Annotated in this window: 30 protein-coding genes and 1 CRISPR repeat array; of the genes, 18 read left to right on the top strand and 12 right to left on the bottom strand. The window is 55.9% G+C overall.

All coding sequences use genetic code 11. The features are described 5' to 3' along the window. Positions 1–2 precede the first annotated feature (2 nt). Complete coding sequence (locus tag SBG41_RS03610) at positions 3–206, bottom strand: hypothetical protein (protein ID WP_317896185.1); 204 nt, start codon at positions 204–206, stop codon at positions 3–5. Between the two features lie 379 nt (positions 207–585). Here SBG41_RS03610 and SBG41_RS03615 point away from each other — a divergent pair, with 379 nt between their 5' ends. The 6 genes from SBG41_RS03615 (at position 586) to SBG41_RS03640 (ending at position 6,023) form a co-directional block, all read left to right on the top strand. Next, positions 586–1,323: a hypothetical protein gene (locus SBG41_RS03615; protein ID WP_317896186.1), complete on the top strand. Its 738-nt coding sequence runs from the start codon at positions 586–588 to the stop codon at positions 1,321–1,323. A 19-nt stretch (positions 1,324–1,342) separates the two neighbouring features. Next, positions 1,343–1,672, top strand: coding sequence for a ribbon-helix-helix protein, CopG family (locus SBG41_RS03620; RefSeq protein ID WP_317896187.1), 330 nt, complete (start codon positions 1,343–1,345; stop codon positions 1,670–1,672). Then, positions 1,673–2,173, top strand: coding sequence for a type II toxin-antitoxin system VapC family toxin (locus tag SBG41_RS03625; RefSeq protein WP_317896188.1), 501 nt, complete (start codon positions 1,673–1,675; stop codon positions 2,171–2,173). 248 nt (positions 2,174–2,421) lie between these two features. Beyond that, positions 2,422–4,068, top strand: coding sequence for an NAD(P)-binding protein (locus SBG41_RS03630; RefSeq protein WP_317896189.1), 1,647 nt, complete (start codon positions 2,422–2,424; stop codon positions 4,066–4,068). A 6-nt stretch (positions 4,069–4,074) separates the two neighbouring features. After that, on the top strand, positions 4,075–5,295 hold the full coding sequence (locus SBG41_RS03635) for an NAD(P)/FAD-dependent oxidoreductase (RefSeq protein ID WP_317896190.1): 1,221 nt from the start codon (positions 4,075–4,077) through the stop codon (positions 5,293–5,295). A gap of 71 nt (positions 5,296–5,366) precedes the next feature. Further along, on the top strand, positions 5,367–6,023 hold the full coding sequence (locus SBG41_RS03640) for a hypothetical protein (protein ID WP_317896191.1): 657 nt from the start codon (positions 5,367–5,369) through the stop codon (positions 6,021–6,023). A gap of 25 nt (positions 6,024–6,048) precedes the next feature. Here the strand turns inward: SBG41_RS03640 and SBG41_RS03645 are convergent, their stop codons facing one another. Then, positions 6,049–6,888 carry a hypothetical protein gene (locus SBG41_RS03645; protein ID WP_317896192.1) on the bottom strand — a complete coding sequence of 280 codons (840 nt, stop codon included), beginning with the start codon at positions 6,886–6,888 and terminating at the stop codon, positions 6,049–6,051. Positions 6,889–7,216: 328 nt separating this feature from the next. After that, a CRISPR array of direct repeats spans positions 7,217–7,937; the repeat unit is 25 nt; unit sequence CTCTAACTCAAAAGAGAATTGTAAG. A 402-nt stretch (positions 7,938–8,339) separates the two neighbouring features. Between SBG41_RS03645 and SBG41_RS03650 the strand changes: the two genes are divergently transcribed. After that, positions 8,340–8,627 carry a hypothetical protein gene (locus tag SBG41_RS03650; protein WP_317896193.1) on the top strand — a complete coding sequence of 96 codons (288 nt, stop codon included), beginning with the start codon at positions 8,340–8,342 and terminating at the stop codon, positions 8,625–8,627. A gap of 86 nt (positions 8,628–8,713) precedes the next feature. Further along, entirely contained in the window at positions 8,714–8,938 is a 225-nt protein-coding gene (locus SBG41_RS03655; protein ID WP_317896194.1) for a hypothetical protein, read from the top strand. On the opposite strand, the gene SBG41_RS03660 is transcribed toward SBG41_RS03655, so the two are convergent. Together SBG41_RS03660 and SBG41_RS03665 are read right to left on the bottom strand one after the other, a co-directional pair. Continuing rightward, the gene (locus tag SBG41_RS03660; RefSeq protein WP_317896195.1) at positions 8,935–9,216 is read right to left on the bottom strand and encodes a type II toxin-antitoxin system RelE family toxin; all 282 of its coding nucleotides are present in this window, start codon (positions 9,214–9,216) and stop codon (positions 8,935–8,937) included. The two genes, SBG41_RS03655 and SBG41_RS03660, sit on opposite strands and share 4 nt — an antisense overlap. Before the next feature lie 300 nt (positions 9,217–9,516). Beyond that, positions 9,517–10,410, bottom strand: a complete 894-nt coding sequence (locus SBG41_RS03665) for a VIT1/CCC1 transporter family protein (RefSeq protein WP_317896196.1) — start codon at positions 10,408–10,410, stop codon at positions 9,517–9,519. Between the two features lie 264 nt (positions 10,411–10,674). Here SBG41_RS03665 and SBG41_RS03670 point away from each other — a divergent pair, with 264 nt between their 5' ends. After that, positions 10,675–11,394, top strand: a complete 720-nt coding sequence (locus SBG41_RS03670) for a precorrin-2 dehydrogenase/sirohydrochlorin ferrochelatase family protein (protein WP_317896197.1) — start codon at positions 10,675–10,677, stop codon at positions 11,392–11,394. A 129-nt stretch (positions 11,395–11,523) separates the two neighbouring features. Next, positions 11,524–12,081 (top strand): methyltransferase domain-containing protein, encoded by a 558-nt coding sequence (locus SBG41_RS03675; RefSeq protein WP_317896198.1) that lies wholly within the window; start codon positions 11,524–11,526, stop codon positions 12,079–12,081. A gap of 63 nt (positions 12,082–12,144) precedes the next feature. Here the strand turns inward: SBG41_RS03675 and SBG41_RS03680 are convergent, their stop codons facing one another. From SBG41_RS03680 to SBG41_RS03710, 7 genes are all read right to left on the bottom strand, one after another. Beyond that, positions 12,145–12,498 carry a PIN domain-containing protein gene (locus SBG41_RS03680; RefSeq protein ID WP_317896199.1) on the bottom strand — a complete coding sequence of 118 codons (354 nt, stop codon included), beginning with the start codon at positions 12,496–12,498 and terminating at the stop codon, positions 12,145–12,147. Then, the gene (locus SBG41_RS03685) at positions 12,495–12,728 is read right to left on the bottom strand and encodes a hypothetical protein (RefSeq protein WP_317896200.1); all 234 of its coding nucleotides are present in this window, start codon (positions 12,726–12,728) and stop codon (positions 12,495–12,497) included. Before SBG41_RS03685 ends, SBG41_RS03680 begins: the two co-directional genes overlap by 4 nt. A 203-nt stretch (positions 12,729–12,931) precedes the next feature. Beyond that, positions 12,932–13,663, bottom strand: a complete 732-nt coding sequence (locus SBG41_RS03690) for an ATP-binding cassette domain-containing protein (protein ID WP_317896201.1) — start codon at positions 13,661–13,663, stop codon at positions 12,932–12,934. After that, positions 13,660–14,445, bottom strand: a complete 786-nt coding sequence (locus SBG41_RS03695) for an ABC transporter permease (protein WP_317896202.1) — start codon at positions 14,443–14,445, stop codon at positions 13,660–13,662. The genes SBG41_RS03690 and SBG41_RS03695 overlap by 4 nt, the downstream gene beginning before the upstream one ends. Then, a complete protein-coding gene (wtpA, locus tag SBG41_RS03700; protein ID WP_317896203.1) occupies positions 14,426–15,481 on the bottom strand; it encodes a tungstate ABC transporter substrate-binding protein WtpA in 1,056 nt (351 codons plus the stop codon). Before wtpA ends, SBG41_RS03695 begins: the two co-directional genes overlap by 20 nt. Before the next feature lie 105 nt (positions 15,482–15,586). Further along, on the bottom strand, positions 15,587–16,645 hold the full coding sequence (locus SBG41_RS03705) for a substrate-binding domain-containing protein (protein ID WP_317896204.1): 1,059 nt from the start codon (positions 16,643–16,645) through the stop codon (positions 15,587–15,589). A gap of 157 nt (positions 16,646–16,802) precedes the next feature. Further along, the gene (locus tag SBG41_RS03710; protein WP_317896205.1) at positions 16,803–18,212 is read right to left on the bottom strand and encodes a phosphohexomutase domain-containing protein; all 1,410 of its coding nucleotides are present in this window, start codon (positions 18,210–18,212) and stop codon (positions 16,803–16,805) included. Positions 18,213–18,528: 316 nt separating this feature from the next. Between SBG41_RS03710 and pyrE the strand changes: the two genes are divergently transcribed. Genes pyrE through pyrC form a run of 5 tightly spaced genes read left to right on the top strand, consistent with a single transcriptional unit; the run spans position 18,529 to position 22,709 of the window. Then, the gene (gene pyrE, locus SBG41_RS03715; RefSeq protein ID WP_317896206.1) at positions 18,529–19,137 is read left to right on the top strand and encodes an orotate phosphoribosyltransferase; all 609 of its coding nucleotides are present in this window, start codon (positions 18,529–18,531) and stop codon (positions 19,135–19,137) included. 18 nt (positions 19,138–19,155) lie between these two features. Further along, positions 19,156–20,109, top strand: coding sequence for an aspartate carbamoyltransferase (gene pyrB, locus SBG41_RS03720; protein ID WP_317896207.1), 954 nt, complete (start codon positions 19,156–19,158; stop codon positions 20,107–20,109). Further along, positions 20,106–20,585, top strand: a complete 480-nt coding sequence (pyrI, locus tag SBG41_RS03725) for an aspartate carbamoyltransferase regulatory subunit (protein ID WP_317896208.1) — start codon at positions 20,106–20,108, stop codon at positions 20,583–20,585. The genes pyrB and pyrI overlap by 4 nt, the downstream gene beginning before the upstream one ends. Positions 20,586–20,591: 6 nt before the next feature. Further along, positions 20,592–21,407 (top strand): iron-sulfur cluster-binding protein, encoded by an 816-nt coding sequence (locus SBG41_RS03730; protein WP_317896209.1) that lies wholly within the window; start codon positions 20,592–20,594, stop codon positions 21,405–21,407. Positions 21,408–21,425: 18 nt separating this feature from the next. After that, positions 21,426–22,709: a dihydroorotase gene (pyrC, locus tag SBG41_RS03735; RefSeq protein ID WP_317896210.1), complete on the top strand. Its 1,284-nt coding sequence runs from the start codon at positions 21,426–21,428 to the stop codon at positions 22,707–22,709. On the opposite strand, the gene SBG41_RS03740 is transcribed toward pyrC, so the two are convergent. Beyond that, positions 22,684–23,838, bottom strand: coding sequence for an Ldh family oxidoreductase (locus SBG41_RS03740; protein ID WP_317896211.1), 1,155 nt, complete (start codon positions 23,836–23,838; stop codon positions 22,684–22,686). The two genes, pyrC and SBG41_RS03740, sit on opposite strands and share 26 nt — an antisense overlap. 125 nt (positions 23,839–23,963) lie before the next feature. Here SBG41_RS03740 and SBG41_RS03745 point away from each other — a divergent pair, with 125 nt between their 5' ends. The 3 genes from SBG41_RS03745 to SBG41_RS03755 all read left to right on the top strand — a co-directional run bounded on the left by SBG41_RS03745 (position 23,964) and on the right by SBG41_RS03755 (position 26,252). After that, positions 23,964–24,755 (top strand): Nmad3 family putative nucleotide modification protein, encoded by a 792-nt coding sequence (locus SBG41_RS03745; protein WP_317896212.1) that lies wholly within the window; start codon positions 23,964–23,966, stop codon positions 24,753–24,755. Between the two features lie 104 nt (positions 24,756–24,859). Then, entirely contained in the window at positions 24,860–25,186 is a 327-nt protein-coding gene (locus SBG41_RS03750) for an acylphosphatase (protein ID WP_397470779.1), read from the top strand. Between the two features lie 31 nt (positions 25,187–25,217). Then, the gene (locus SBG41_RS03755; protein WP_317896214.1) at positions 25,218–26,252 is read left to right on the top strand and encodes an aldo/keto reductase; all 1,035 of its coding nucleotides are present in this window, start codon (positions 25,218–25,220) and stop codon (positions 26,250–26,252) included. The last annotated feature ends 33 nt before the right edge of the window (positions 26,253–26,285 follow it).

Below are 26,285 nucleotides of genomic sequence, written 5' to 3' on the forward strand. Positions count from 1 at the left end.
CACTAGTGCTGTAACTGCTTGGCCCGAGCCACGGGCTTTGAGCCAGTACCGCCATTGGTAATAGGTACCACTTTTTCAATCTCAACAGAGATATAGTCTCTATTTTCCTCAAAGACGCCGTAAGCATAGTATTCTCTACCATTAAACTTTAGCCTTAGACGAACAGTTCTCACAACACCCCTTCTTAGACGGGCCTCTTGGCTCAACCCCTCTCCTCTCCACAACTACTACTGGAGTACCATATCCAAGGTAAGCTGATACACTCAATAATACCAGAAAAGCTAATCCAGTATCATGGTCAATACCGTTGATACTATGCAAGGTGATACATAAGCGGCTAGAATACCATGAGGGTATTATCAGCGTCATAGCTTAACCCTAGAAAGAAGCCTCAATACTGTTATTCCCTCTCCGATGTGTCACCGATGCAACTACTAATAATAGCTAAGCTAAACTTCTATGACAAAGAGCTATTGTTAGCACATCTAAATATTCCTTTAATGTATTTCCTTACAGTAGGTTTTTAGGGATATTGCAGCTCTCCTTGACTTGACTAGGTTCTCTATGCTGCTAGGTGTATATGGTATGGGTTCTTCTCGTAAGAGTAGCTGTGTTAGTGGGGTTGTTTGTGAGCACTTGGCCTGGATTGCTGGCGTACTTGGAGCTAGTGTCGATGATGTTGCTTCGCGTCTCCCTGTTCCCGTGCCCGGTATGAGTGTTGAGGACTATGGTGCTTCTCTCCAGGCGTCTCTCGTGCTTGTTGATGCCTTTGAGTATCTGTTCTTCCGCGGGTTTAGGAGGTTGCTGCGAGTAATGGTTCCGGAGGACGTGTTTTGCCTCGTGGAGGGCGAGGAGGACACTGTAGTGAGTAGCTGTAGGGATGCGCGTGGCTTCTCGATAAGCTTTGCAGGCAGCGGTGAGCATGCTCCCAGTAGTCTCGTGTTGGAGGCGCAGACGTCTGCCGAGGACCCGCATCACGTAGGCATAAGGGTTTATGCAAGTATTGGCCCCGGCGGCGAGGCTGAATGGGAGGAGCTTGGGCCAGAGAGGGCTGAGAGGATTGTTAGGCGGGTCATATCGTATGCTAAGAGGACGAGGCTGTACATGGGCCTCGAAGAAGTGCTGGCGGAAACTGAGGGAGTGTACGAGCTCAGCCTGGAGCCTGGCGACGGGGTTGGGGAAGGCGTGCCGGAGGCGGCTCTCGAGGCGTTTGTCGCCGGGATGCCGGGCTTCGTGCTGCCCTTCGACCTGAACCCCGTACTGGATCTATCCGAGTACATCTCGAGGAGGCTGAGCAGGGAGCTGGAGAAGATGCGGGAATGAGGGTAGTAGGGTTGGTGGTTTGGCTTTCCTCTTGGAAACCTATATGTATACGGGTGCGTATACGTGTGGGCTTGGTGGTGCTTGGGGGATGGGTAGTAGGGTTGTGCCGGTGAGGCTTGATGAGGAGTTGTTGGAGCTTGTTGATGAGCTTGTGAGGCTTGGTCTTTATGGTTCTAGGAGTGAGGCTTTGAGGGACCTTATACGGATAGGTGCGAGGCATGTGTTGCGGGCTAGAGTGGTTTCGGAGGCTGTTGGGAAGCTGTTTGAGCTTGAGAGGGAGGAGGGTGATATACCGGTGAGGCTTCGGGGGGCTTTGGAGCAGTTGCTCTCTGAGAGGGAGAGGCTCTAGTTGTCGCTGGTCTACGTTGATACGAGTGTTGTCGTGGCTGCTCTTGATCCCTTGGATCCCAGGAGGGATGGGGCTAGGAGGGCTCTTCAGCGCCCCGTGGGCAAGATTGTTTCTGAGCTTGTCTCGGCTGAGTTGGCGAGTGTTCTCTCACGGCAGCGCGGCGTACTGGAGGAGGTGAGGCGCAGGCTCGGCGTAGACGAGTCCGTGGCCTTTGTCGCGGTCCTCCTCTACATATTGAAGAGGTTCGGGCTGAGATACGTCCCCGTAAAGAAGTTCTCGAGGACGCTGCTCGGCAGGTTCTACGGCCCCATAGCGTACTCCATATTGTTGTCTGAGAAGCTCAGGCTTAGAACCCTGGACCTACTCCACCTAGCCTACATAAAGGCGCTAAGAGAGCAAGGCATACCCGTAGACACGCTCCTCACAGCCGACACAGATTTCAAGGAAAATGAGGAACGGATTCGCAATGTTCTAGGCATAACCGTTGAACTAATAAAATAAATGAATGAAAATAACAATGTCCCTATGGCTCGGGCCATTGATAGCCTCGAAGCTATAGCCGCATCCCGCTGCCTAGTATTCGAGAAGGCAGCCGGGACAGCTCATAGAACACGCTAAAGCCTAGCACGATGCATACGCGTGTTTTGTTTGTGGTGGTTGTTTTGTCTGGGGCTAGTGTTTTGTACTCTCCTCTTCACTGTTGCTAGACTGGGTGTCTTCCTGCTCTTCTTCTGGGTGGTTGGGTAGAGTTGGCCGAGTTTGTCCCCGTTGAGCGCGGTAGGAGGGTTGACGAGGCTGTTCTTGGCAGGGTTGGCGGCTTCGCGGGGGTTTATCGTAGTCCGCGTTTTCATCGGCCAAGGTGGCCTTATTGTTCTCGGCCTTGGTGCCCGAATAACCGCGCCTATACCGGCAAGTACTACGTCAAGGCCACTGTGCCTCTAGGGGAGGATACCGGTATCAAGATTTATCGCAGGAGCATGTTGAGCAGTGTGCTCTCCTCCGTGTGGCCCATGGTTGCCTCGGAGGCGCTGCACGGCGGGCTGGCCAGGTCTTTGCCGCTTACTGCTGCCTCTCTTGCCGCCTCGATTATGGGGCTGGAGCCCCTGGTGCCCGGCGGGACAGTGGCGGGTGTGGAGGAGGGGAAGGAGCTTAGGGTAGAGGTTCTCGAGGACACTGTCGCTGTTGTTGGAGCTGGTGTTGCTGGGCTCCTCGTTGCTCGGAGGCTCCGCGGCCTCGGCGTCCGAGCTGTAGTGTTCGAGAACAGTGGCAGGGTTGGCGGCTTCTACAGGTTCTTCAGGGGCATGGACCCCGGGCTCGACAAGGTGCTAGAAGAGGCAAAGGATATACCCATAGTCAAGGCCAGCTATATCGGGTTCTACGACGAGGGACACGCCTTCCTAGCTGGCGACACACTCTACGTGACGCGTGGCCCCGTGATCTATGCTGGTGGCGGGGAGACTCCTCCGCCCGTCACTGTTAACAATGACTTGCCGGGGATCGTCTCGGCCAGCTACGGTCTAGAGATCGTCTCCGAGCTAGGCTATCGCCCGCGGAGAGCAGTCGTGCTCGGCTATGGGTACTGGGCGCCAAGGGTTGCCGACAAGCTGGCCGAAACGGGTGTTGAGACGAGGCTCGTGGCGCCGCGGGGCGGCCTCGCCGGGGAGCCGGAGAAGGCCGAGCTAGTCGAAGCCGACACCGTTGAGGGCTTCCTGGGCGTGGAGCGGGTCGAGGGCCTAGTGCTGGGGGGAGGCGAGGAGATCGCGACCGACATGGTCCTGTCTGCTCTAGGCGAGTACCCTGACGCTAATCCGGTTTACGCTGCTGGCTACAGGCCAGTGTTCCTTGCGAGGTGTTGGCGCTTCGCCCCCGAGGCCCCGGAGCCAGGCACCCCTATGGAGGCGGTTGGGGGCCTGGTCCCCGCGGGCAGTGTCCTTGGTTACGAGGACTTGGAGGCGGTGAAGGCCTCGGCGGAGTACGCTGCCGTGTTGGCGGCGAGGTGGCTCGGCGCGGCCGGCGAGGCCGATGCCGAGCACTACTATGGCTTGCTGAGGGAGGCTCTCGCCTCAGCGGAGAAGGGCTGCGCTACGGCCTCGCGGCCCCCGGTGTGGCTCAGCGGCAGGGTGGAGGGGCTACAGTTCGTGGACATGGATGAGGATATTCTGCTCTACCACGCCTACTCCGCCTTCACTAAGGGCTACCAGGTTATGGAGCTGCTCAAGAGGAGCACGGGCCTGGGCACGGGCTCGGACCAGGGAAGGTTCTCGGCGGCGAGCACGGCGATGATACTGGCAGCGATATCCGGCAGGGATCCCTTAAGCATAGGTGTTTTCCGCGCGAGGCCACCCCACTCCGCGCCAAGCCTAGACCTGTTGGCGCGGATCCCCCTAGAGTGGTGAAACGGCATGAGTGGAGAGGAGACTATGCACGGGTTGCCCAGGATAAGGTTCGCGGACAAGCTCCCAGACAGGGCAGACATAGTCATTATTGGCGGCGGGGCCGCTGGCATAGCCACCGCCTACGCCATGGCCAGGCTCGGGTACTCGGAGAGCCACCGCGTAGTGGTGCTAGAGCGAGGCTACCTTGGCAGGGGCTCTGCTACGAGGAATGCTGGGAGGTTCCGGATCCACTTCTTCTCAAAGGAGAACGCCAGGTTCGCCCTAGAGTCGAGGAAGAGGATCCTCGAACTCCCCCACGTGACCGGCGTGAACCCGGTCATAACCCTCGGGGGCTACCTGTGGCTCTTCCAGCGAGAAGAGACCCTTGAAGCGTTCCGGAGGACGAACGAGGAGATATGGAGGCCCCTAGGCGCCCCAGTAGAGTTCATGAGCGTCGAGGAGGTCAGGGAGAGGTTCCCCCTGCTTAACCCGGAGGGCTATGCTGGCGCAGCATTTGGGCCACAGAACGGCAGCGTACACCACGACTACATGATTATAGGCGAGGCTACCTACGCGGCCTCAAAGGGCGTGATAATCGCGCCGTTCACGGAAGCCGAGGAAATAGTAGTTGAGGCCAGCAGAGTGAAGGGGGTGAGGGTCAAGGGGCACGGCACAATAGAGGCCGACAAGGTCCTGGTGGCGGCCGGTATCTGGACGAAGACACTCCTAGAGAGGATGAGGATAGAGCTGCCGCTCAAGCCGGTGAGGAAGAGCCTATTCGTGACCGAGCCATACAAGTTCACGCTGAAGCCCTTCGTAACGGAGTTCGAGACGGGTAGCTACGTGTGCCAGACACCCAAGGGAGAGATAATAGCCACGATGAAGTATGCGCCCGGCGAGCCCGAGACAATGGATTTCGGGAGCGTCTCGCTGCGCTGGATAGCCGCGACGGCAAGGTTCGTGAAAAAGCTAGTGCCGTGGGCGAGACTAGACCTAATGAGGGTTTGGAGCGGCCACTACAACGTATCCCCCGACCACAGCCACATACTCGGCAGGGACCCCGAGTGGCCACAGGGGCTATACGTCGCCACCGGGTTCAGCGGCCACGGGCTAATGATGTCCCCCTATGCTGGAGAACTCGTAGCGATAAACATGGTTGAGGACAAGGTCCACCCAGACATGGAGCCGTATCTCCCGACAAGGTTCCGGGAAGGCAGGCTGATACACGAGGGCCTAGTCATAGGCTGACACACCTCCCCCGGGAGACAACCAATATATAGAGGCCGCTGGGCACAGCAGGAAAAGGTGCAATATTCGCCGTGAGGAAACAAGCAGCAATCACCGTCCTCACCCTATTCGCAGCATCCCTACTCTCGGCGCTCATTCTCCAAGCCCACGCCGCCCCCGACTGGGCGAAGAAGGGCAACTGGGCAGAATACGAGACTGAGCTGGTGATGGAGGGGGCCCCGCTCCAACTAGTATTCGGGGCCACGAGGCTACGCGTAACCGAGACCGTGAAGATAACCATAATGGATGTGAACGAGACCGGCTTCAAGGCAGAGATGAGAATAGTATCCTACAGCGTCGAGCCAAAAGAGTTCGAGAAACACATGGAGAACATGACGCTGAAGACGCAGACAGTGTTCGTGCCCTTCGACAAGGAGCCGGCCAAACAGCCAATATTCTACGCAGACCCCTCCAAGCTACCACCGGACGGAAAGGTGGTCGCAGGGCCACAGGACACCCCGGTGACAGCGACATACGACAAGAAAACAGGCTGGCTAATAGAAGCAACAGCCAGCAACACACAGAACAACGTGACCACAACGATGCACGTAAAGCTCCTACGCAGCAGCTTTGCAGCAGCAACAACACCGGGACAGACAAGCAACAAGACAATACTACTCGCAACGGGGGCCGCGGCAGTAATAGCGGTGATAGCTGCCGCAATACTCGTAGCGAAAAAGAAGAAGTAAAAAAGAGCCAAGCTATTGCCTAGTATCATTGGCTAAGTCTTAGTTCTTGTAGGCCGGTGAAGGGCTTCACTGCTAGTTCTAGGCCTTTCTCCTTTGCTAGGTCGGCTATGGTTGAGGAGACGTAGGCTGCGAGCCCCTCTGCCTCGGCGAGCAGGGGCTCGTAGTATTTTCTCCTCTTCTCGTCCAGGCCTGGGGCTAGGTAGCCGTGCACGTAGAGCCTCGGAGACATGGTGCGCGACGATACCGTGGCTATTGCGAGGTCTAGGGCTGTCCTAGTATACTTCTTCGCCCTCTCCACGGCCTCGCCTATACCGTAGCCGAGTGACAGCATCCTTGACAAGAATATGGCGAACACCTGCGTATCAGTATACGCCTGGGTCACAACACCCACTTCTTCGCCCAGCTTGTCCTTGTACAGCCCACCGTTATGCGCCACATAGATGTCTATGCGCTCACTCGGGAACTCTACAACCTCTAGAAACGGATGAGCATGAGTAGTGCCGCGCGGCTCCCCCCGACTAGCCCTACGAGCATGGAAGACCACAACGGCCTCCTCGGTATCGCTCGAAGAGATTAGCTTGGCGACACGCTCCGCAGCCTCCCCGAGAGCACGGAGATTAACCCTACACGCCTCCTCCCCGCCGACACCAACGCCGCCAGCATCAAACCTCTCATAAGCCATGAACCAAGAACCCCTTATCCTCCGTGCAACAAAGAACCCATACCCATGGCAGTGACGAGCATCACCACCAGTAATAGCAGGCAAGTAGTGATCATCACTAGCAGCGAGAGGAAGGAGCCTCACAAGCTCAGCAATAAGCCCTAACCCACTGCCCCTAGCAACACCAGCCACAAGCCTACACAAGCCACAACACCAGCCGAAACCCCATAAACCCCACGGAAATAAAGATAACCATGATCATTTTCTCGCATTGCGTATTTACCCCAACCCTCTTCGTCTTTAAATTCCTCTTTCTTTTCTCATTGGAACCTGTCCTTAGTGGAGTTGTAAGGCTTCTTGGGAACAACGTTTCAAACCCATACATTTCCATCAGAACGTTATCGCATAGAGTAGAATGGGGAAACGGGTAAGATATTCATTACCAACCACCTTATAAGCCGACCGTGTTCCAAAGGAGATAAATAGCAGTGCCTTAAGGAAAATTATTCGGATCCCAAAAGGGAACAAACCACTCTAACTCAAAAGAGAATTGTAAGCGTATGATTCAGCAGCGATCGGTAACGATCTATGGCGTCTCTAACTCAAAAGAGAATTGTAAGAATGGGTTTGGAGGAACGGAGGAAAACGAATAAGCATCTATACCATCTCTAACTCAAAAGAGAATTGTAAGATGGCTACTATGGTTATGTTTACCCCGCTGACGTCTGTCCCGTCTCTAACTCAAAAGAGAATTGTAAGGCTCTCTAAAGGATGCTATCAGCGGCGCGTTTACGTGGCTCAACTCTAACTCAAAAGAGAATTGTAAGAGAGCATGCTCTCCGCCTCTTGGCTGAGTGGAGGGAGCTTCGCTCTAGCTCTAACTCAAAAGAGAATTGTAAGCCAACAAAAAGCCCAGGTCCCTGTCTCCTACAAGATAGATGCGGCTCTAACTCAAAAGAGAATTGTAAGTGTCAATACGCTTTATGAGCTCTATGAATTCTTCTGCCCACTCATCTCTAACTCAAAAGAGAATTGTAAGTTGTAGCGCCCGGGCAGGGCTAGCCCCCTCTCTGAGCCTGTAGCCATCCTCTAACTCAAAAGAGAATTGTAAGTGATTCAGCTAAGGCGATGAAATCCTTTATGCCTATCCTCTTGTCCCTCTAACTCAAAAGAGAATTGTAAGTTGTAGCCGCGCTCGTAGAGCTGGTTCAGCAAGTCGCTGTAGTTACTAGAACTCAAAAGAGAATTGTAAGATAGCTGGCCACGTCTCGGGGTTCCAGCCACAGTCAGCCCTTATCGAGGATAACGCACTGGCCACGCAGTACCCGTTGCCGCTACAAGTGCTTGACGTGTTATCGCCCCAGTCAACCGTCACGTTAACCCACTGCCCCGGAGGCCGCAACAACGACACTGACGGGGATATACTTGTAAAAGCTCGCTGGCGGGCAGAACATCTGAACCCAACCGCCTCCCCCCGGCGGCGCCGAGAGAGCCGCCACCCTGCCCCGAGACCCAGGCAACAATAACAGCCACGGTCACCGCCTAGGCCTAGCTGCTCTTCGCTATATCCGCGCACTCCAGAGGTAGGCTATAGCCCCTATGAGCGCCAGTATCGTCGCGAAGCCGTCGCCAGCTCCCTTAGGCTAGCCGTCTCGGTGCCGCCGGCAGTGTGGGCCACGACCGTTATCGCGGGCAGTGCGGCATGTATTGCTAGGAGTAATGCAGCAAGCCGCATATGTCTTCCCGGGAACACAGTTCCAGAACCCCCCGCTACTCTAAGCCTGCTGGGAGATGATGCTCCGCCCTCGATGCCGACTCAAAGGCCTAATTACCGCGTCCACGGCGATGGCATTAATAATTTCTTTATCAGAATTATCAATGCGGGTTATGTAGACCGGGCATACACGGGCTTAGAGAACAAGAGAAACCAGGGACAAGACTGATGTTGAAGTACTCGACTCTAAACTGTGCAGCATTCGAGCATAGTATATATTTGCTGGCAGCTTATTCTCCTACGGGAATGCGGAAGATGGCTCACGTGGATGTAGCTAGGAATACCGTTGAGGAGATAGTACCTCAGGAGGTACTCCAAAGGATTATGGAGGAGCTTCGCCGCCACGGGGTAAGGGCGCGAGTAAGACTAAACCACCGCGGAACCCCCGACATATACATAGACTATGATGACTTGGATAAACTGTTCCAGCTCTGCGACAGGGGCGTGCTCAGCAAGGAGGCCCGGGAGCTACTCTGCTAGCAGCACTCCTCATACACTCTTTCACGAGGCCCAACACACTCAATAAGAACCTCGCACTTATCCTCAATTACACGGTAAATAACACGATAATCACCAAGCCTCCTAGAAAGCATGCCTTTACAGCGTCCCCGAAGCAACTTATCAGCCGCGCTGTATGGATCATGTTTTAGCTCTTCAACTAGGCTATCGAGGCGCTTACGCAGCTGAGGATAGCGCTTCACCCTACGCACAACCCAATGAGAAACCCCGACTCTCCATTCTTTACATTCCCTTGTCACCGGCTGACTCCCTCCACACTACACTAAATGTAAAACTCAATAGAGAGTCGTAAGGGGGTTATCAGGTGGCCAGCACCATCGTTGAGTCATAACCACCTCTAACTCAGAAGAGAATTGTAAGCGTGGTGCCCGTATACACGGGCTCAGCATGGATAACCGATACTGGATATGCTCGAAAATAATTTGAGGATAATGTAATCCGTTATCTGGATGCAGGAGAGGGACGTATTAGGTAAATGGAGAAAGAGTTGTAACGTCTGTGTATTTACTCTGCAAAGATGCTATAATTGCTCGTGGTGCTTAGGTTTCTATGTTTTCTATTCCGAATATTCTGCCTAGTAGTTCGCCGAAGAGGAAGCTGCCTATTGCTGTCCCTATCATTAGTGTCGCGCTTTCTAGGAATTCTCTTGTGAAGCTTTTGCCCTGTACTACTGTGCTGTAGAAGGTGAAGGCGCCGGTCAGTAGGAATGCTAGTAGTAGTGATGTGGTGAAGGCTAGTAGCATGTTGTGTGTTAGGAAGTATGGTAGGGCTAGGAGTACCACGGAGAATATGTAGGAGGCGCCGGTCACCATTGCGCTTGTGGAGGGCTTTGTTTCTCCTCCGTGCTTTGCCTGCAGGTAGGCTGCGCCAGCCATTGAGAGTGCCGCGGAGAAGCCTACTACTAGGCCGGCGACGCCGGCCATGATCGTGTTGCTGGTTGCTCCTAGGAAGCCCGCGTGTACGCCAGTAATCTCTACTATGGCGTCGGCGAGGCCTAGGGCCACGTAGCCCAGGTATTTTACGCGGACGTCCTCAACTCTCTCCAAGAGCTCGTGTTCATGTGTCTCCTCGTCCGCTATGATGCTCTCGAGTATTTTCCTCTCCTCGCCATCAACGTGGGGCAGGAACTCCCTGTAGCTGCGGACAGCGTCCTCTTCGCCTCTCTCCAGGAGCTGGAGCACAAACACGGGGCCGAGGAGCTTGTAGAGGAGGCTTAGCCCCTTCAGCTTCCAGCCGTATGGCTCGCAGTGCTTGCCGAGAACCCTTGACCAGAACTCCATATGCCTCCTCTCCTGCTCGGCGAACGCCTTCAGTATTCTGCGCAGCTCCTTGTCCCCAGTCTTGCTCGCTAATAGCTCGTAGGCCTTCGTGGCGGTGGCTTCCTCTCTACAGAACTGCTCGACGAGCCTCATCTTGTCCCTTGGTATGGGCATCTCGTGGCCTCACCCCGCTAAGTAGTGGTGGCTAACAGCTATGTTTTTAGGGTAAACGCCTCCTCGGTGGCCGAGAACTGGCTGTGGAGGCCGCAAAGCTATCCGAACCAATTTCTTACTAGAAACAAGTATGCTTTAATTGTTTCCCCGCCCCGGAGGAGCGGCTCGGCCCCGCTCCTCGCCAACAATAAGAAGGGATACACGCCAACCCCGGGCACGGGAAAGGGCTCGCTGGAACAGTATCTGAAGAGGTGTCGCCAACCCTTGCGCATACCACTATGGCTAGAGATGAGAGGTAGACGAGTCCTCGTCGTCGGCGGTGGAAGCGTTGGGACGCGGAGAGCTCTCATGTTCCTAGACGCTGGCGCAGAGGTAAAAGTAGTCGCCAAGGAGTTTAGCGAGAAGCTGCGAGAAGCCGCGGCGAAGAACAACCGGCTCACACTAGTAGAGGGAGACGCGGGCAACAAGGAGTTCCTGCGCCCCCTGGTTGAGTGGGCAGACATAGTCGTAGTAGCCACGGACAACGAGCTAGTCAACAGCAGGGTATGGGAGCTTGCCAAGAAGGCTAGGAAGTGGGTCAACGACGCCACCAGTGCCGAGAGGACAGAGATAGTGGTACCGTACAGCGGCGAGGTCTACGGCGGCGGGCTCCGCGTAGCAGTAACCAGCGAGGGCAAGACCGGGGTAGCTGCGCGCCACGCACTACACCGGATAATCAAGTGCCTCGAAGAGGACAAGGAGCTACGAATGCTCTACGAGGCAATGAGGCGGCTCAAGCCAGTCCTCAAGAAACACGTAGCAGTAGCGAAGCAGAGGGTGCCGATATACTACGAGGTTGAGGAGCAGATACTACCATTAATACAGCAAGGCGCATCCCTAGAAGAAGTGCTTGAGACGATGGCAAACTACTTGGAGAAGCGGCTGAGACAGCTAGGAGTAGAAGCCGATAAGCAGCACTTGCTGGGCGAGCTTAAACAAGCCTAGAAAGGCTCCCCGTACAATCATCTCCGTCGCGGCTAGGGGCTGGTATCTGTAGGGTAATTAGGAGCCGCTACACCCCTTACTGCTAGGCCTCTCGGGACAGTTGCATCGGATAACTGGTGTAGGCGGGCCTTGGGGGACAACCGGGAGCCAAGGGAGCTGGATGCGGAGGAGCTTGGCCGGACCATAGAGCTTCTCTACGACGCGTTCCACACCGTGGAGAGCGTTGGCGGCTCATTGTCGCCCTTCGTGCCGACCCAGGACTATGTCGAGGAGCCGATAACGGTGCTCCTCGAGGCGTTCCTGGAGAGGGCTGCGTTGTCTAGGCCTAATCCTGTGTTCTACGAGCCTGGCTGCGGCACGGCGAAGATAACGGGTAGGGTGGCGGCCCGGGGCTACTACGCTGTATGCCTAGAGCTTGACGCAGAGCTTGCAAAGCTGGCCGCGAAGAACACGAGGAGCCTCCTCGTAGACGTGGTACAGGGGGACTTGGCGACTTTTTCGCCCCGAAGGGCTGACGTGGCCTACGCCTACCTGTTGCCAAGGGCTGTGAGGATGGCGCTGGAGGCGCTGGAGGGCAGGGGCACGATCATGCTCAGCCTAGACTACCCGGCAGAGGGGGACAAAGGCCAACTAGCCGTAACAGAGCTACGCATAATGCACCGAGGAATATACGTGTACAGAGCCTAGCACTTGAGGTTCCTATGGCTTGACGTCTAAGGGTTTCCTACAAGCTTGGGTAACTGACGTAAATCAGTCTAAGGTTGTTACCAGCTTGAGCCTAAAGTTGTAACCAAGCTCTTTGGCAGCTTTCGCTATGACTTCAAAGTCCTTATCCCTGGTGACTAGTTCTTCTTTAAGTCTTATCGCTATAGCTGCTATGAGTAGATCTGTTGCTTGCTGCGGATTACCTTTCTCCATAAGCTTTAACTGTAGTCTATGAGCAACAATATAATCTTCCTTTATTGGGAACTCTACGTTGCCTCTAAACTTCCTATAAAAGATTATCTTTGGGTACTCAATTAGCGTAATTGATGTTATACTACCGTCTATGGTTTCTCCCTTCTTAGCTATATCTATTACTATGCTAGTATCATATATAGTCAAGACTCGTAGAGCCTCCTTAGCCTCTCTTTTTCTTTCTCCTCAATCCTTTCCCAATCGACAGCTTCTAGTCTATCAACTAGATCTTCCTCCTTTACACCAAGCATACTCCTAAGAACATCTACGGGCATGCTACTTTCAAGCATTTCTTCAATTTCTCTAACAATTCGTTCAACGTCTTCATCGCTAACCCATGCTGGCACACGAAGACGAATAGTCACAACACGAGACAAGGTTTAACGCCTCCAGGAACTAGGTTCAGTGACAGGCTTAGCATTATATAAGACGCTTTACTTAGCCTAGGGCGCACGATGACATTCTACCTCATTAGAGGCGAGCTTACATGGTCAGCTCTTCGTCATATGTTCGTATCCTGTCGAACGCTAGAGCCAAGGTAAATCGCTGACAAGCACATTAAAGGAGGAAATAAGTATGCCTAGCTGCTTTGTCCATATTCTTTGCCGAGTAGTGGTGCTAGTTCTTCGAGGTATGGTTTCGCGTAGGGTGTTTCGAGGAATTGTTTTGGCTTATATACTCCGTGTAGTGTTCCGTGCCTCATGTAGGCTATTCTTGTTGCTAGGTGGAGTGCTTCTGGCAGGTTATGAGTTACGTGGATCGCTGTGAACCCTATCTCTCTGTGGAGTTGCTTGAGCAGGTTTCGCCCGACCAGTCTCAGCGCGGGATCCAGTGCGCTTAGGGGCTCGTCTAGGAGGAGCAGCTTTGGCTGCACTACTAGTGCCCTTGCGAGTGCTACTCTTTGTTGTTCTCCGCCGCTGAGCGTTGCTGGCTTCCTGTCGAGGAGGTGCTCTATCCCCAGGTGCTTCGCGATTGCCCTTACTTTCTCATCCACTATGTTCTTGGGCGTCTTTCTAGCCCTGAGCCCGTAGGCTATGTTATCGTATACGGTCATGTGTGGGAAGAGCGCGTAGCTCTGGGGGACTAGGGCTATTCCCCTCTCCTCTGGGGGTAGGTGGGTTACGTCGCGCCCGTCTATGACTATGCGGCCGCGTCTCGGCCTGATTATCCCGGCTATGGTTAGTACTAGGACTGTTTTGCCTACACCGCTGGGGCCTAGTACTACAAGGTATTCTCTCCTCCCCACCTCTAGGCGGGGTATGCTGAGCTTGAACCCACCTAGCTCTACTTCCAGGTTCTCTATGAGCATCATTTCTGCGTCACCGTACGAAGTGCTACGAAGACCGCGATTGCAAGAGCTGCGAGCAGAGCCGAGATAACTACCGCATAGTCTAGGCCGTAGGCGTTCAGCACCTCTATTATCAGCACATTCACGGTCTTGGGGTGGTAGGCTACTATTAGGAGTGCCCCTACCTCGCTAACAGCCCTCGCCCATGCGAGTAGTGCTCCCGCGACTATGTGGCGGAGGCTCATGGGCAGCGTTATGGTTAGGAGTACTCGTAGCTGCGTCGCCCCGAGGCTTCGGGCAACAGCCTCTGTCATCGGGTCTATGCTCTCTATGCCTGCCCTTACTGTGTCAACCAGGAGGGGGGCGGACACGAACACCATTACCGCTACTACTCCTGCGAAGCTGTCCTCGAGCCAAACACCCAGGCTCTTGACCAGGGGTGATGCTACTCCGTTCCTACCGTAGGCCGTTAACAACATTATCCCTGCAACAGCGTGGGGCATGACGAAGGGAAGATCCACTATTGTCTCTACTACTCGTTTCCCGGAGAACTCGTACCTGGCGAGAACATAGGCCAGGGGAACGCCCGCTGCAAGGAGCACTGCGACGGCTATGAGGGAGGCCTCTAGTGTGACACGGAACGCGCTCCTAACCTGCTCCGCGAGAATAGTTTCGCCCAGGACTTCTCTGAGGACAGAGGGCTCTAGGCGCGCAAAGAGCGAGAAGACAGGTAGGGCTATGAAGATCACGAGCAGTGAGGCGAGCGCATGGATAACTATGAGTGGCTTAGCCCTCGTGCCTGACAAGGCCTCTTATCTCCTCCGGTAGGTTGCCATAGCCGAGGGGTTTCTCGAGGAATGGCTGCCCCATTTCCTCGAAGACGCTGCGGCCCTCGCTGAGAAGGTACTTTACGAAGAGTATTGCTTCCTTGTGGTGCTCGGCGTTCTTGGGGACCGTTACGCCGTAGATTATTGGGGCCATTGGTATCGCCTTCTCCTTGTCCGTGCCAGCCATTATGTGCACAACCACTCGTGCATACCTAGAGGCCATACCCGGGTCTGCCAGGTTTATACTGGGCGGTAGCTCCACGTAGCTCAGATTATGCTGTACTGCGACGCTGCTGTACTCGAACGCGTAGTCTAGGCTGCCTGCTTCAAGCAATGAGATAAGGTCTATGCTCTTCGGCCTAATAACGAGGTTCCCGGATGCCTCGGGGCTGGGCGGGATATAGATGTGGAGCGTACCGTTGACTACCTCGTAGCGGGCGCCCCTAATCTTGTCTATGATCAAGCTCTTGAGGAGAGACGTGTTCCCCGTCTCGAGAGAGGCGAGGCCTATGACGCCTACTGCTCGATAGCCACACGGGTCTAGGTTGGGGTCGGAGAACCCGTAGCGGACACCGTTGCGCGCGAGAATACGGAATACTGAGAGGTCGCCGCTGCTGCTCATTGCTTCCTGGGCGTAGCGCGACTTATCCGTGAACACTATGACGAGGCTATTTGAGGCAAAGGCGATGTACCAGTCGGCGTAGTCTGGAACCATCATGCGCGGAATGAGCCTATAATCTGCGACTGCGACGATGTCGCAGTTCTTGCCGAGCTCTGTCACCTTTCGGACCGCGAGAACACTGCCGCTTGGCTCGAGGAGGACGCGGATACCATACTTTTTCTCAAAGCCCTTGGCGAGCTCCTGGAGCGGCAAGATGAGTGACCCGGCGTTACAGACAACTATCTCGCCGCCCTTCCGGAGACGCCACTGATCTCTGCTCTCGTACAAGAGGAGCGTGGCAACGAGGACAACGACTAGGATGGCGGCGAGGGCTGTGCCGAAGCGCGTGCCCACCTAGTCCACCGGTACTGTAAAGCCATTGGACAATATTTATCCGTTATCCGAAGCCGGATAACGAATTATTAGCAGAGGACCAGGGGCTTCCTTCAGCACTGCAATCTAGGCTTTGATTTTCTCGCAGAAGTCTCCAGGGACCCGGTAGCCCCGAAGACTCTGAAGCACTTTCATGAACTCGTCGGAGCAGAACTTCTCGAGAAGTATTCTTACAGCATTTCTCTCCAAAGAATGCCTCGTTGTCACTATATCGAAGCGCTCCCAGGCCACCGGCACGAATCTTAGTCCGTAGGCCTCTGCTACGCACTGTATCCCGAGCCCCACATCGGCGTCTCCGCGCGCAACAGCCTCAGCAACCTCTACATGGGTTCTCGCCTCCCGTGTCCATCCCCTTATCTGGGCCGGGTCGAAACGGGCCCCGTGCTCCTCTGCCCACTTCTTCAGAAAATACTCCAATAGGATCCTTGTCCCACTTCCCTGTTCTCGATTGATAAGTGTAAGACGGCCCTCGAGAAGGCCTTCAGCTATCTCGTTGAGGCTCATATCGTGCCTCGTTATAACTCCTTGGAGCCGCTCATACCCCTTGACGAGAACCATGCTAATACCTTTCGCAAGGCTCCTCACAAGCCCAATATTATACTCCCCCGAGGCAGAGTCATAGACGTGGAGCCCTGCCAGGTCTGCTTCGCCGAGGACTAGTGCCGCGAGACCCCTCACTGAGCCAATCCAGTGGGCCTCTACGAGCACGTTCACGTCCCTAGCCAGGCCTACTAGGTGGCTAAGGGCGACGTCATGGCTACCAGCATAGACAACGACACTGCCTGCGGGGAGGGCTTGCTGGGCGGGAAGGCTCGGTGGCTCACCGTGGACGCGGCGGTAGGCCTCGAGAAACACTGTGAGAAGCTCTTTGCCTCTATCGGTGAGCCTTGCTCCTCCGCCTCTCCTCCCGCCTCTCTGGACCTCTACGATCTTTTCCCCGAGGAGTCTCTCCACTCTGTTTATGCGCTCCCACGCCCTGGAGTAGGCAAGGCCCAGACTCCTGGCGGCACAGAGAATCGAGCCACACTTGTCTATGAGGAGTAGGAGCTTCCCGGTGGTCTCGTCAACTACTACCTGGTCCCCGATTACTAGCTCAACGCTTATCCTAGGCCTAAGCCTGCGCAAGATGCTTACCCTTTTCTCCGGAAACCCTGGTTCTTAGCCCGGGTTACGGTAATTACTATTCCTCCTTGCCTTGCTCCACGACACTATAATATGGTGTTATGAAATCATGCTATTTAAGTTTACCAAGATTTAATTTAAGCATGCAAAGCTTGAAGCATTAGCCTATTGTTACCTCAACTATCTTTCCTCCATGCCTTTCTACTGCGTTTTTAACGAGCTTGTCAACGGTCTCTACTATTTCTCTGAGCCGGTCCCTTGTCTCGGCCTCGCTGTAGACCCGTAGCTTTGGCTCTGTGCCGCTCTTCCTCACGAGTACCCAGGAGCCGTCGTCGTACTCGTAGCGCATGCCATCGATGCTGAGCACCTTGGCTGGTTCTCCTAGGGCTCTCTTCAGCTCCTCAACTAGCTCCTCGTATACCTTGTCGCGTAGGCTCGTTGGCTCGAGGAGGTAGCTCCTGCGGTCCCAGGGGTAGTCGGGTATGCCTAGCTCGTCTAGCAGCGTGGCCAGGGGCTTGCCTTCCTCGATAAGGGTCTTGGTTACTAGTGCTGCTTGCCATACGCCGTCAACCCAGGGCCCCCATCTCGGGTCTATTAGCTTCCAGGGCTCTGCTGCGAGAACCACATTGCTTGCTCCGAGCTGCTTTAGTCTCTCATGGGTTTTTCCCAGCCGGTAACGCTCTACACGGCCGCCGAGCCTCTCAGCAACAACGTCAACCACCCTACCCGTATCGATGCTCACTATTACTGTGCCTTTGCGCTCTCTCAGCAAGAGCGCGGCGTAGAAGGCTATGAGGCGGTCCTGCCTAACGAACCCAGCGCGGGGATCAAGTACTGCTAACCGGTCCCCGTCACCGTCGTGGGCTAGTATGAGGTCTGGGCTGGCTGCGCGGTAGAAGGGCAGGAGGGGCTCGAGGACATCTTTGCGGGGCTCTGGGCTCCTCCCGGGAAAGAAGCCGTCCGGGTTAGAGTTCACTGTGACCACTCTGGCGCCTAGCATTCGCAGCACGGTGGGCGTAACCATGTAGGTGGCGCCGTTCGCGGGGTCCACGAGTACCCTAGGCCTTGCCTTGACCCGTGAAGGCTCTAGCCTCGAAACCATTTCCCCGATGTACTTGCTCACAGCCTCCTCTGCGTGGAAGAAGCCCTTGGCGACCCGCCAATCACCGGGCTCAGCCGTCTCCACGAGCTCTTCAACTCTCTCCTCTAGGTCCCTTGTGAATTCGTAGCCCTCGCTGTCGTAGAGCTTGAGCCCATTATACTCTGGCGGATTATGGCTAGCCGTAACCGAGGCGCCGAGGGAGCCGCCGAGCCTACTAGCAGCATAGGCCGCGACAGGAGTAGGGGCCACGCCCACGTAGCCTGCCGAGACGCCGCCAGCCATGAGGCCACTCATGAACGCCAACGTGAGCAGGGGCCCCGTAGTCCTAGTATCGTGGACCACGTAGGCCTCGCCACGCCCATCGACAACCTTTGCGGCCGCGAGGCCAAGCCTATAGGCGAGGACAGCGTCGAACTCCCCGGGGTACTTCATCCTTATACCAGCTGTTCCGAAGAGCCTCCTAGGCAACGCCCCAGCACACCGCCGCCGAGACTATAGTACACGGGCAAGGCGTAAGAGGGTTACCAGGCACACCGCTAACAAGAAGGCGCAAGAAATATGGACACCGGCCCACACAATAACATTCCCCCTGGGTGGATGAGGTAGTAGGGACGTGCCGACAAGTGGCCCAGCTTCTCCCCGGGCCGTGGGGACAGGTGGAGCGACCCTGACACCCCTCCTCTGAATGGAGCAGATGCCGGGACGAACGTGTACTAGGTGATTCTTGGTAAGAGTTTAGAGCCCTTGCGTCAATACCCTAGTCTGAGTCCTGGGCGAGGCCTCAATGGCTAGACAAGACGATAGCGTAGCCACGGTGCTTGCAGGCCTCCTCATACGCATTGGTGCCATCAAGTTTGGCGAGTTTGTTCTCAGTAGTGGTGCTCGTAGCCCGATCTACGTTGACTTAAGGATTGTGCCTAGTTTTCCCGACGTGTTTAGGCGTGTTCTTGCCATGCTTTCTGGCCTCGTGGCCTCGGAGGCTGGTGATGCCGAGACTATTGTCGGGGTTGCTACCGGTGGGTTGCCGTGGGCTACGGGGGTTGCGCTGAGCCTTGGCCTACCCCTTGCCTATGTTCGCTCGGAGAAGAAGGGTTATGGTACTGGTCGCCGCGTTGAGGGCGTGGTTAGAGGTTGCTCAGTCATAGTTGACGATGTTGCTACTACTGGTTCGAGCCTGGCCTCTGCAGCTGAGGCTGTTAGGGAGGCTGGTGGGAGGCCCTGCTACGCCGTGGTGGTTGTTGATCGCGGGCAGGGTGCGGGTGAGAGGCTTAGTGGGCTCGGTGTTCGGTTGTTGAGGCTGGCCACGCTGAGAGAGGTCTTGGAGGCTGCTGGCGAGGAGGGGCTTGTTGAGAGGGAGACCGTCTTAAGGGTTATAAGGGAGCTATATGGCTGAAGCATTGCCGAGGGCTTAGTGGGCTCGGCTAGAGCCACATGGCTTGGCCGCGACGTTATCAGTATTCTCGATTTCTCTCGCGATATGCTTGAGGAGCTCTTCCTAGTCGCAGACGAGATGGACAGGTTTCTGCGCAGCGGCCGTGTTCCGAGGCTTCTCGAAGGCAAACTGGTGGCGCTGGCTTTCTTCGAGCCCTCTACCCGGACTAGGCTGAGCTTCGACACTGCTGCTAAGAGGCTTGGCGCCGAGACTATCGGGTTTAGCGGGGAGGAGGGAACGAGTATCGCTAAGGGCGAGAACCTGGCCGACACTGTCAGGATGCTCGATAGCTACGCTGACGCGATAGTTATTAGGCACAAGTACGAGGGCTCGGCGCTCTACGCCGCAGAGGTAGCGGAGCACCCCGTCATCAACGCTGGTGATGGGAAGCAGCATCACCCGACGCAGGCTATGCTAGACCTCTATACCGTGAGGCAGCTGTTTGGCTCAGTGGATGGACTGGTGTACGGAGTGCTCGGCGACCTCCGCTATGGTAGGGCGGCGACAAGCTTCATCCTGGGGTTGACGCTGTTTCGTCCCAAGAAGCTCTACCTCATCTCGCCTCCGCTGCTCCGGGCTAGGGAGGAGGTCCTAGAGGTTCTTCGTCAGCGGGGGATCGTGTTCGAGGAGGCGGGCAGCCTGGAGGAAGTGATAGGGGGGCTCGACGTGCTATACGTGACGCGTATTCAGCGGGAGCGCTTCCCGGACCCGAGTGAGTACGAGAAGGTGAAGGGCAGCTACCGGGTTACGCGGAGGCTCCTAGAGGAGCACGCTAAGCCCGAACTCAGGGTTATGCATCCATTGCCACGCGTTGACGAGATAAGCTTTGACGTGGACGAGACCAAGTATGCGGCTTATTTCATCCAAGCCCGTAACGGAGTACCCGTTCGCATGGCCTTGCTAGCCCTTGTCCTCGGAGGGTGGGAGAAATGAGCCCCGGGGAAGCACTCCTCGTCCGCAAGATACGCGACGGGACAGTCATAGACCATATTCCTGCCGGGAGAGCCTTAGTAGTGCTGAGGATCCTCGGCATAACGGGGAGGGAGGGCCTCAGAGTAGCCGTTGTGATGAATGTTGAGAGCCGCAGGCTTGGCCGCAAGGACATAGTTAAGATTGAGAATAGGCATCTCCGCCCCGAAGAGGTTAACAAGATAGCGTTGGTCGCGCCAACCGCTACTATAAACATTGTGCGCGACTACGAGGTTGTTGAGAAGAAGCGCGTAGAGCTACCCAGCATCGTCGAGGGTATATTGAAGTGCACTAACCCCACGTGTATTACGAGGAAGCCCAGGGAGCCCGTGAAGCCCAGGTTCAGGGTGCTGAGCCGCCGTCCTCTGCGTTTGCAGTGCATGTACTGTGGGACCATTGTGTCTGAAGATGATGTTGTGAAGCAGTTAATAGGCGGGTAGGCCGGCATGGGTGTTACCCGGGCTGGGCTGCGGAGGGCAGCGGGGCTTCCGCGGTATAGGTATACTAGTCTGGGGCTAGGCCGCGTAGTTTGGCGGAGCAAGCGTGGCATTATCCTAGAGTACCGCTACCTTGGCGACTCCGTGGATATTTTGCCTGGCCAGTTTGTCCATTTCTGGGTACCAGGCTACGAGGCTATACCGCTCACCCCGCTATATAGTGACGAAGATGTTGTAGTGTTCCTGGTAGCCGAGAGGGGGCCTACTACGCGAAAAATCGTACAAGACCCGCCACGCTACGCGGGAGTAATAGCGCCTCTGGGCAGGCCCGTGAACCCCACTGGGCCGAGGATCCTGCTCGTCGCAGGCGGTGTTGGAGTTGCCTCCGTTGCATCGATCGCTAGGAGTGCGGTGGAGAGGGGGCTGGAAACCGTCCTCGTCTATGGCGCTAGGAGTGGGGACGAGCTGGCGCCCATAGAGCCCTATGTCGGCGACGTGGAGACCTTGTACGCGACCGAGGATGGGAGCAAGGGTGTTCGCGGAACAGTCATCGATGCCTTGGTGGAGGAGGAGCTCCGGGGGTTCAGCGAGGCCTATGCAGCTGGGCCTCCCGCTATGCTTTGCAGGCTCTACGAGCTCCAGCAAGAACGTAGGATAGCTGATAGGCTCTACATGGCTCCGGAGAGGGTTATTCGGTGCGGGCTAGGGTTTTGCGGTAAGTGCGCCATACCAGGCACCACTAAGCTACTGTGCAGGGACGGTGCCTTCCTAGACTCCAAAGAGCTCTCCCAGTGGGTCAGGATGGGGTGCCCCGTTAACGGCTAGGAGGCGGTGCTACGAGGCATGGGTGAAACAGTCGTCTGCGGCAACCTGGTTGATGCTAGAGGCTTCCTGGGCGAGGGCTGCCTCCTGATAAGGAACGGATTCATCGCGGAGATAAGGGAGGATGCAGCCGCGACAACAAACACTATCGATGTGCGTAGCCGCGGCGACGTCTTCGTCATGCCGGGCTTCATTGATCTGCATGTACACCTCCGTGGGCTCATGCTTAGCTACAAGGAGGACGAATATAGCGGCACTGCAGCCGCGGCCGCGGCTGGTGTAACCCTTGTAGGCGATATGCCTAACACTGTGCCGAGGCTGGACACTGTGGAGGCTCTTGCCGCGAAGCTGCAAAGCCTCGAAGAAGAGAGCCTCGTAGACTACGCTGTCTACGCGGGAGTGCCAAGCGACGCCGATGAAGCAGCGAGGCTCCTAGAGGCTGGGGCGATAGGCTTCAAGATATATCCTGGCGACTTGGAGAAGAGGGGCAGTGTTGTAGAGAAGCTTCTCAGAGGCAAAGGCCTCGTTGTTGTTCACCCCGAGCTCCCGGAGGCGGAGAAGCCTGTTGCGGACAGCGAGGATGCGAGGAGAGCCGCTAGGAATTGTTCATGGGAGACGGCCGCGGTTGAATACATTGCGGCGCTGGAACCCTCTGCGAAAATCCATGTAACACACGTATCGTGTCCCTCAACGCTCCTAGCCGCGAAGAGAGCGGGGTTCAGCACAGATACAACCCCCACGTACCTGTTCCTAGAGCCGGGAGAGGGCTGCCTCTATCGCGTTAATCCCCCGATTCGTGGATTCGCTGAAAGGCAGCTAATGCTGCAACTCCTCCTGGAGGGCGTCGTGGACACTGTTGCCAGCGACCATGCACCGCACAGCGAGAAGGAGAAGCTGGGGGACCCGCTTACCTGTCCCCCGGGGATTGCCTGGCTTGAGCAGTGGCCGCTCATCCTCTACTGCCTCGTGGGGGCAGCGGGGATGCTTTCCCTTCCGGAGTTTCTCCGCCTAGTATCAGCTGGGCCCGCTAAGGTTCTCGGCTTGGGACACGTCTATGGGTTGCTTGAGCCCGGTTACCGGGGCAATGTTGTCGTCGCGGAGGCTTCGTGGAGTGAGGCAAGCAGCTACAATCGTTACTCGAAGGCGAGGCTGACACCGTACGCCTGGAGGGCTAGGAGGTGTATGAGGATCCTCTACGCGTTTGCTGCGGGAGAAAAGATCTACGACGATGAAAAAGGGGTTACGGGTAGGCGCGGCAAAGTAGCTAATGCCGCCGCGTTTAGGCGTGCTCCTGTAGCACCTTGACCGTGAAGGGTACTCCTACTTCTTCTGCAACCTTCTTTAGGTCGTTGAACACGTTGCGGTGAAGGGGTACTCCCTTCTTCTCCCTTGTTAGCTTCGTGTACCAGGCTTTCTCGCCTGGAATCCATATTCTGTCCGCCTGCGGGTGCTTCGGCAGGCTCTTTATCTCCTCGATCATTTTCTCTAAGCGGTCATAGTACTCCTCCATGGGCACCAGTGCACCTATGTTTATAGCCATGAAGAAGTGGCCTACGTTTGCTGGCTGCGGGTCAGTGGTGTTCCTGACGTGCACTGTCCATGCTGCCCCACTGACTATCGCTGAGAGCAGCTCAACTATCAACGCGAAGCCTGTCCCCTTGTGGCCTCCTGTCTCCTCAGTCAATCCTCCCAGGGGTAGCAGTGCTGCCTTGCCCTTCTTTATGGCATCAAGTATTGGAGCAGCGTCCCCTGTTAGCTCTCTCCCGTCCTCGAGGCTCACCGCCCAGCCGTGTGGAACCTTCTTCCCTGTCTTGGCGTAGATCTCTATCTTGCCTACCGGAACCGTGCTCGTAGCCGCATCGAAGAGGAAGGGTGGCGGATTCCTCCTGGGGGCGGCAATGGCTATTGGGTTTGTGCCGAGGTACTTGCTGAGAGTATTTATGTATGAGACCAGGGGCCTCGCATTGGTCATCGATACCCCGATCATATTGTGCTCTACCGCCATTAGCGCATAGTAGCCTGCTATGCCGTAGTGGTGGCTTCTCCGGACGAAGACCACGCCTACTCCGTGCTTCTTAGCCCTCTCTATTGCAAGGTTCATGGCATAGGTTCCGACTACCTGGCCTGGCCCGTTGTCGCCGTCTACGAGCAGTGCTGCACCAGCGTCGGCTACGATCCTTATATTGGGGTTAATGTTGACTGAGCCGACCTTTATGCCGCCAATGTAGCGCCTAATTCTCTGCACGCCGTGGCTCGAGATGCCCATTAGGTCTGCGGCGACTAGGTTATCGGCTATCTTGTCGGCGTATTCTTTGCGCAGACCGAGCTTCTGGAAAACGCTTGAAACGAACTCCTTCAACGAGACATGGTCAACGCGAACGTATTCCTCCGGGGGGTATAAGTGTTCCTTCTCATAGAGTTCTTGAGTAGACAAGGCGTATTCTCCACCAGTAGTGGGGCCGAACAATAGTTTTTAAGCCTCGCTTTACAGGAATCAGCCACTGCCACCACGCGTTCAAGGAGAATCGCTTAGAGAGGTGCCTATATGGGAGAGAGGCTATGACGGAGAAGCTGCTCGTGCTGAGAGCATGGGCTGATACCTCTACCAGTGGCTTCTACTCAGCGCTGCACCCGACGGGCTGTCCAACACTGATACCTATTCCAGAGACAAAGCCCCTTAGGACGCAGAGGCCGCCCTGCTTCACGAACCCAGAGTGCGTGCTTAGCCCATGTACGGCCAGACGCCTAGCAGACTACATGCCGAGGCGATACGTGCTCCACAATGACCCGCGGCTAGACCATGGCTTCTATACGGGCTACTACGCCCCGAGAGGGCGAATACCAAGGATGATTGGCGGGGGCGATGTAGTGCTCTTTGCTGCTGGCCTCGCCAAGGAACAAGCGCTCGGAGAGAAGCAGTGGAGAAGTCTTGCCGTCCTCGCAGCCAAGGGGCTTGCCGGCATATACCTTGTCGGGGGGATACTTGTCGAACGCGTTATCAATGTCTCGGACCTCGGCTGGAGCAGGGCCTTGGCTACGTATCCTAGGCTGGCTTTCTCGCCGCATTACTGGAGAAGAGGAGACGCGCCTGTAGCGCTGACCGGTAAGGGGTTCTGGGTGCTGCCACCACTGCCGCTCAGCGGCGGGTCGCTCCGCGAGGCCTCGGCCGAGGCAAGGAAGCTCCTGGGAAGCAGTGTCGCCGAATCGTTTGCCCGTAGCCGGTTTAGGAGGACAAGACTCTTGTCCATGGGTTTTGCCCGGTTTGTTGAAACCCTTGAGTCCCTTGGATATAGGATTGCTAAGCCGCGTGGCTATCCGTGTACTACACGTTGCTTACAACGTCAGGGCTAAAACCAGGGCCAGCCTAGTTATGATTTAGTAAGTGATTGGGGACCGGAGGGGCTACAAGCCGCACCAAGACCCTTTGAGAGGGGTGAGAATACTTGGCAGGCGATATGGTTAGGGCGTATCTACGCATCTATGGCAGGGTGCAAGGAGTGTTCTTCCGAGCCACTATGAAGGAGGTTGCCGACCAGCATGGCGTCAAGGGCTGGGTACGCAACATGCCCGACGGAAGCGTTGAAGCCGTGCTTGAGGGGCCTAGAGAGGCCGTGGAGAAGGTGATTGAGTGGGCCCACCACGGCCCACCGCTGGCGCGCGTACGGAAGGTGGTCATAGTCTGGGAGCCCTATAGGGGCGAGTTTGAAGAGTTCTATATACGCTACGACACGGAGCCGTACGTGCCCCGGGAGCTGAAGAGGGAGATCCACGAACTAGAGTAGGGTCTGCATCAGCAACGCTACGAAAAGGTGCTTGTCTCGGCATCTTAGCTGCGTAGCGGTGTTCTTGGCCGTGCTCGCTGAGACGTGTCTCGGCAAGAGGTGCGAGCTAAGGGTATCCGGTATAGGTATTGGTTTTTGGCAGGCTGGGGGCAGGCTCTGGGGGAGGTACGGGCTAAGAGAAGCTGTTGAGGTAATTGGCGCTGCGCTTGAGCACGGCATAGTTCTCTTCGACACCGCCGAGATCTATGGTAACGGTAGGAGCGAGAAGCTGCTAGGAGAGGCACTTAGAAAGCTAAGAAGCCTCGGAGAAGCAGTAATTGTTACCAAGGTTGCAGGGTTCCGGGTGACGTGGAACGGGTTCCGGAAGGCCGTAGAGGGTTCAGTGCGCAGGCTTGGGCGCCGCCCCGATATCGTGCTCTATCATTGGCCTCCTCCCTGGCCCTTCACAGTGTGCAGGGTTGTGAAGCTGCTTGAGAAGCTCGTTGAGCACGGATTGACAAGCTATATCGGTGTCAGCAATTTCAACGCTGCTGACCTCGAGGAGGCCGCGCACTGCGCTAAGAGGCACGAGATACTAGTAGACCAGGTCCACTATAGCCTCGCGCACCGCGTCCCGGAGAAGAGGCTCATACCGCTGGCGCAAAGGCTAGGAGTAAGGATTATGGCGTGGGGGCCCCTGGCCAAGGGCGCTCTAGCAGGGAAGACAAAGCCGGACAATGCTGCAAGGATGCTTGACCCTGTCTTCCTCCGAGCTGCTCGCGACAAGAGGCTACAAGAAGCCTTAGAGACTATTGAAAGGAAGCACGGAGTCTCAAAGGCCGTGATTGCACTAGCGTGGCTTATCGCTAAGAAGGCTATCCCGGTCGTGGGTGCCCGGAGGAGAAAGCACGTAGAGGATGCAGCAAGGGCAGCAACGCTGAAGCTCAGAGAAGAAGATGTAAGAGTCCTCGACAAGGCATCTTCCCGCTACCTCGGAAGAGCAGATTACAGCGAGCTACGCTTCAATAGAGCAATACCGCCCCCGCTGCAATGGTTCACCTATAAGCTGCTTCTGAGAGGAATATAATAATAAACAATACATGCAGCATAGAATAAAAAG

It is taken from the genome of Pyrofollis japonicus, from assembly GCF_033097485.1.
GTDB classification, from domain to species: Archaea; Thermoproteota; Thermoprotei_A; order Sulfolobales; family Pyrodictiaceae; genus Pyrofollis; species Pyrofollis japonicus.

What these genes read in the sequence shown, in the direction of transcription:
- SBG41_RS03615 (WP_317896186.1), top strand. Translation starts at nt 586, where the DNA reads ATGGGTTCTTCTCGTAAGAGTAGCTGTGTTAGTGGGGTTGTTTGTGAG.
- SBG41_RS03635 (WP_317896190.1), top strand. Translation starts at nt 4,075, where the DNA reads ATGAGTGGAGAGGAGACTATGCACGGGTTGCCCAGGATAAGGTTCGCG.
- SBG41_RS03655 (WP_317896194.1), top strand. Translation starts at nt 8,714, where the DNA reads ATGGCTCACGTGGATGTAGCTAGGAATACCGTTGAGGAGATAGTACCT.
- SBG41_RS03665 (WP_317896196.1), bottom strand. Translation starts at nt 10,410, where the DNA reads ATGCCCATACCAAGGGACAAGATGAGGCTCGTCGAGCAGTTCTGTAGA.
- SBG41_RS03690 (WP_317896201.1), bottom strand. Translation starts at nt 13,663, where the DNA reads ATGATGCTCATAGAGAACCTGGAAGTAGAGCTAGGTGGGTTCAAGCTC.
- pyrE (WP_317896206.1), top strand. Translation starts at nt 18,529, where the DNA reads ATGGCTAGACAAGACGATAGCGTAGCCACGGTGCTTGCAGGCCTCCTC.
- pyrI (WP_317896208.1), top strand. Translation starts at nt 20,106, where the DNA reads ATGAGCCCCGGGGAAGCACTCCTCGTCCGCAAGATACGCGACGGGACA.
- SBG41_RS03730 (WP_317896209.1), top strand. Translation starts at nt 20,592, where the DNA reads ATGGGTGTTACCCGGGCTGGGCTGCGGAGGGCAGCGGGGCTTCCGCGG.
- pyrC (WP_317896210.1), top strand. Translation starts at nt 21,426, where the DNA reads ATGGGTGAAACAGTCGTCTGCGGCAACCTGGTTGATGCTAGAGGCTTC.
- SBG41_RS03745 (WP_317896212.1), top strand. Translation starts at nt 23,964, where the DNA reads ATGACGGAGAAGCTGCTCGTGCTGAGAGCATGGGCTGATACCTCTACC.
- SBG41_RS03750 (WP_397470779.1), top strand. Translation starts at nt 24,860, where the DNA reads ATGGTTAGGGCGTATCTACGCATCTATGGCAGGGTGCAAGGAGTGTTC.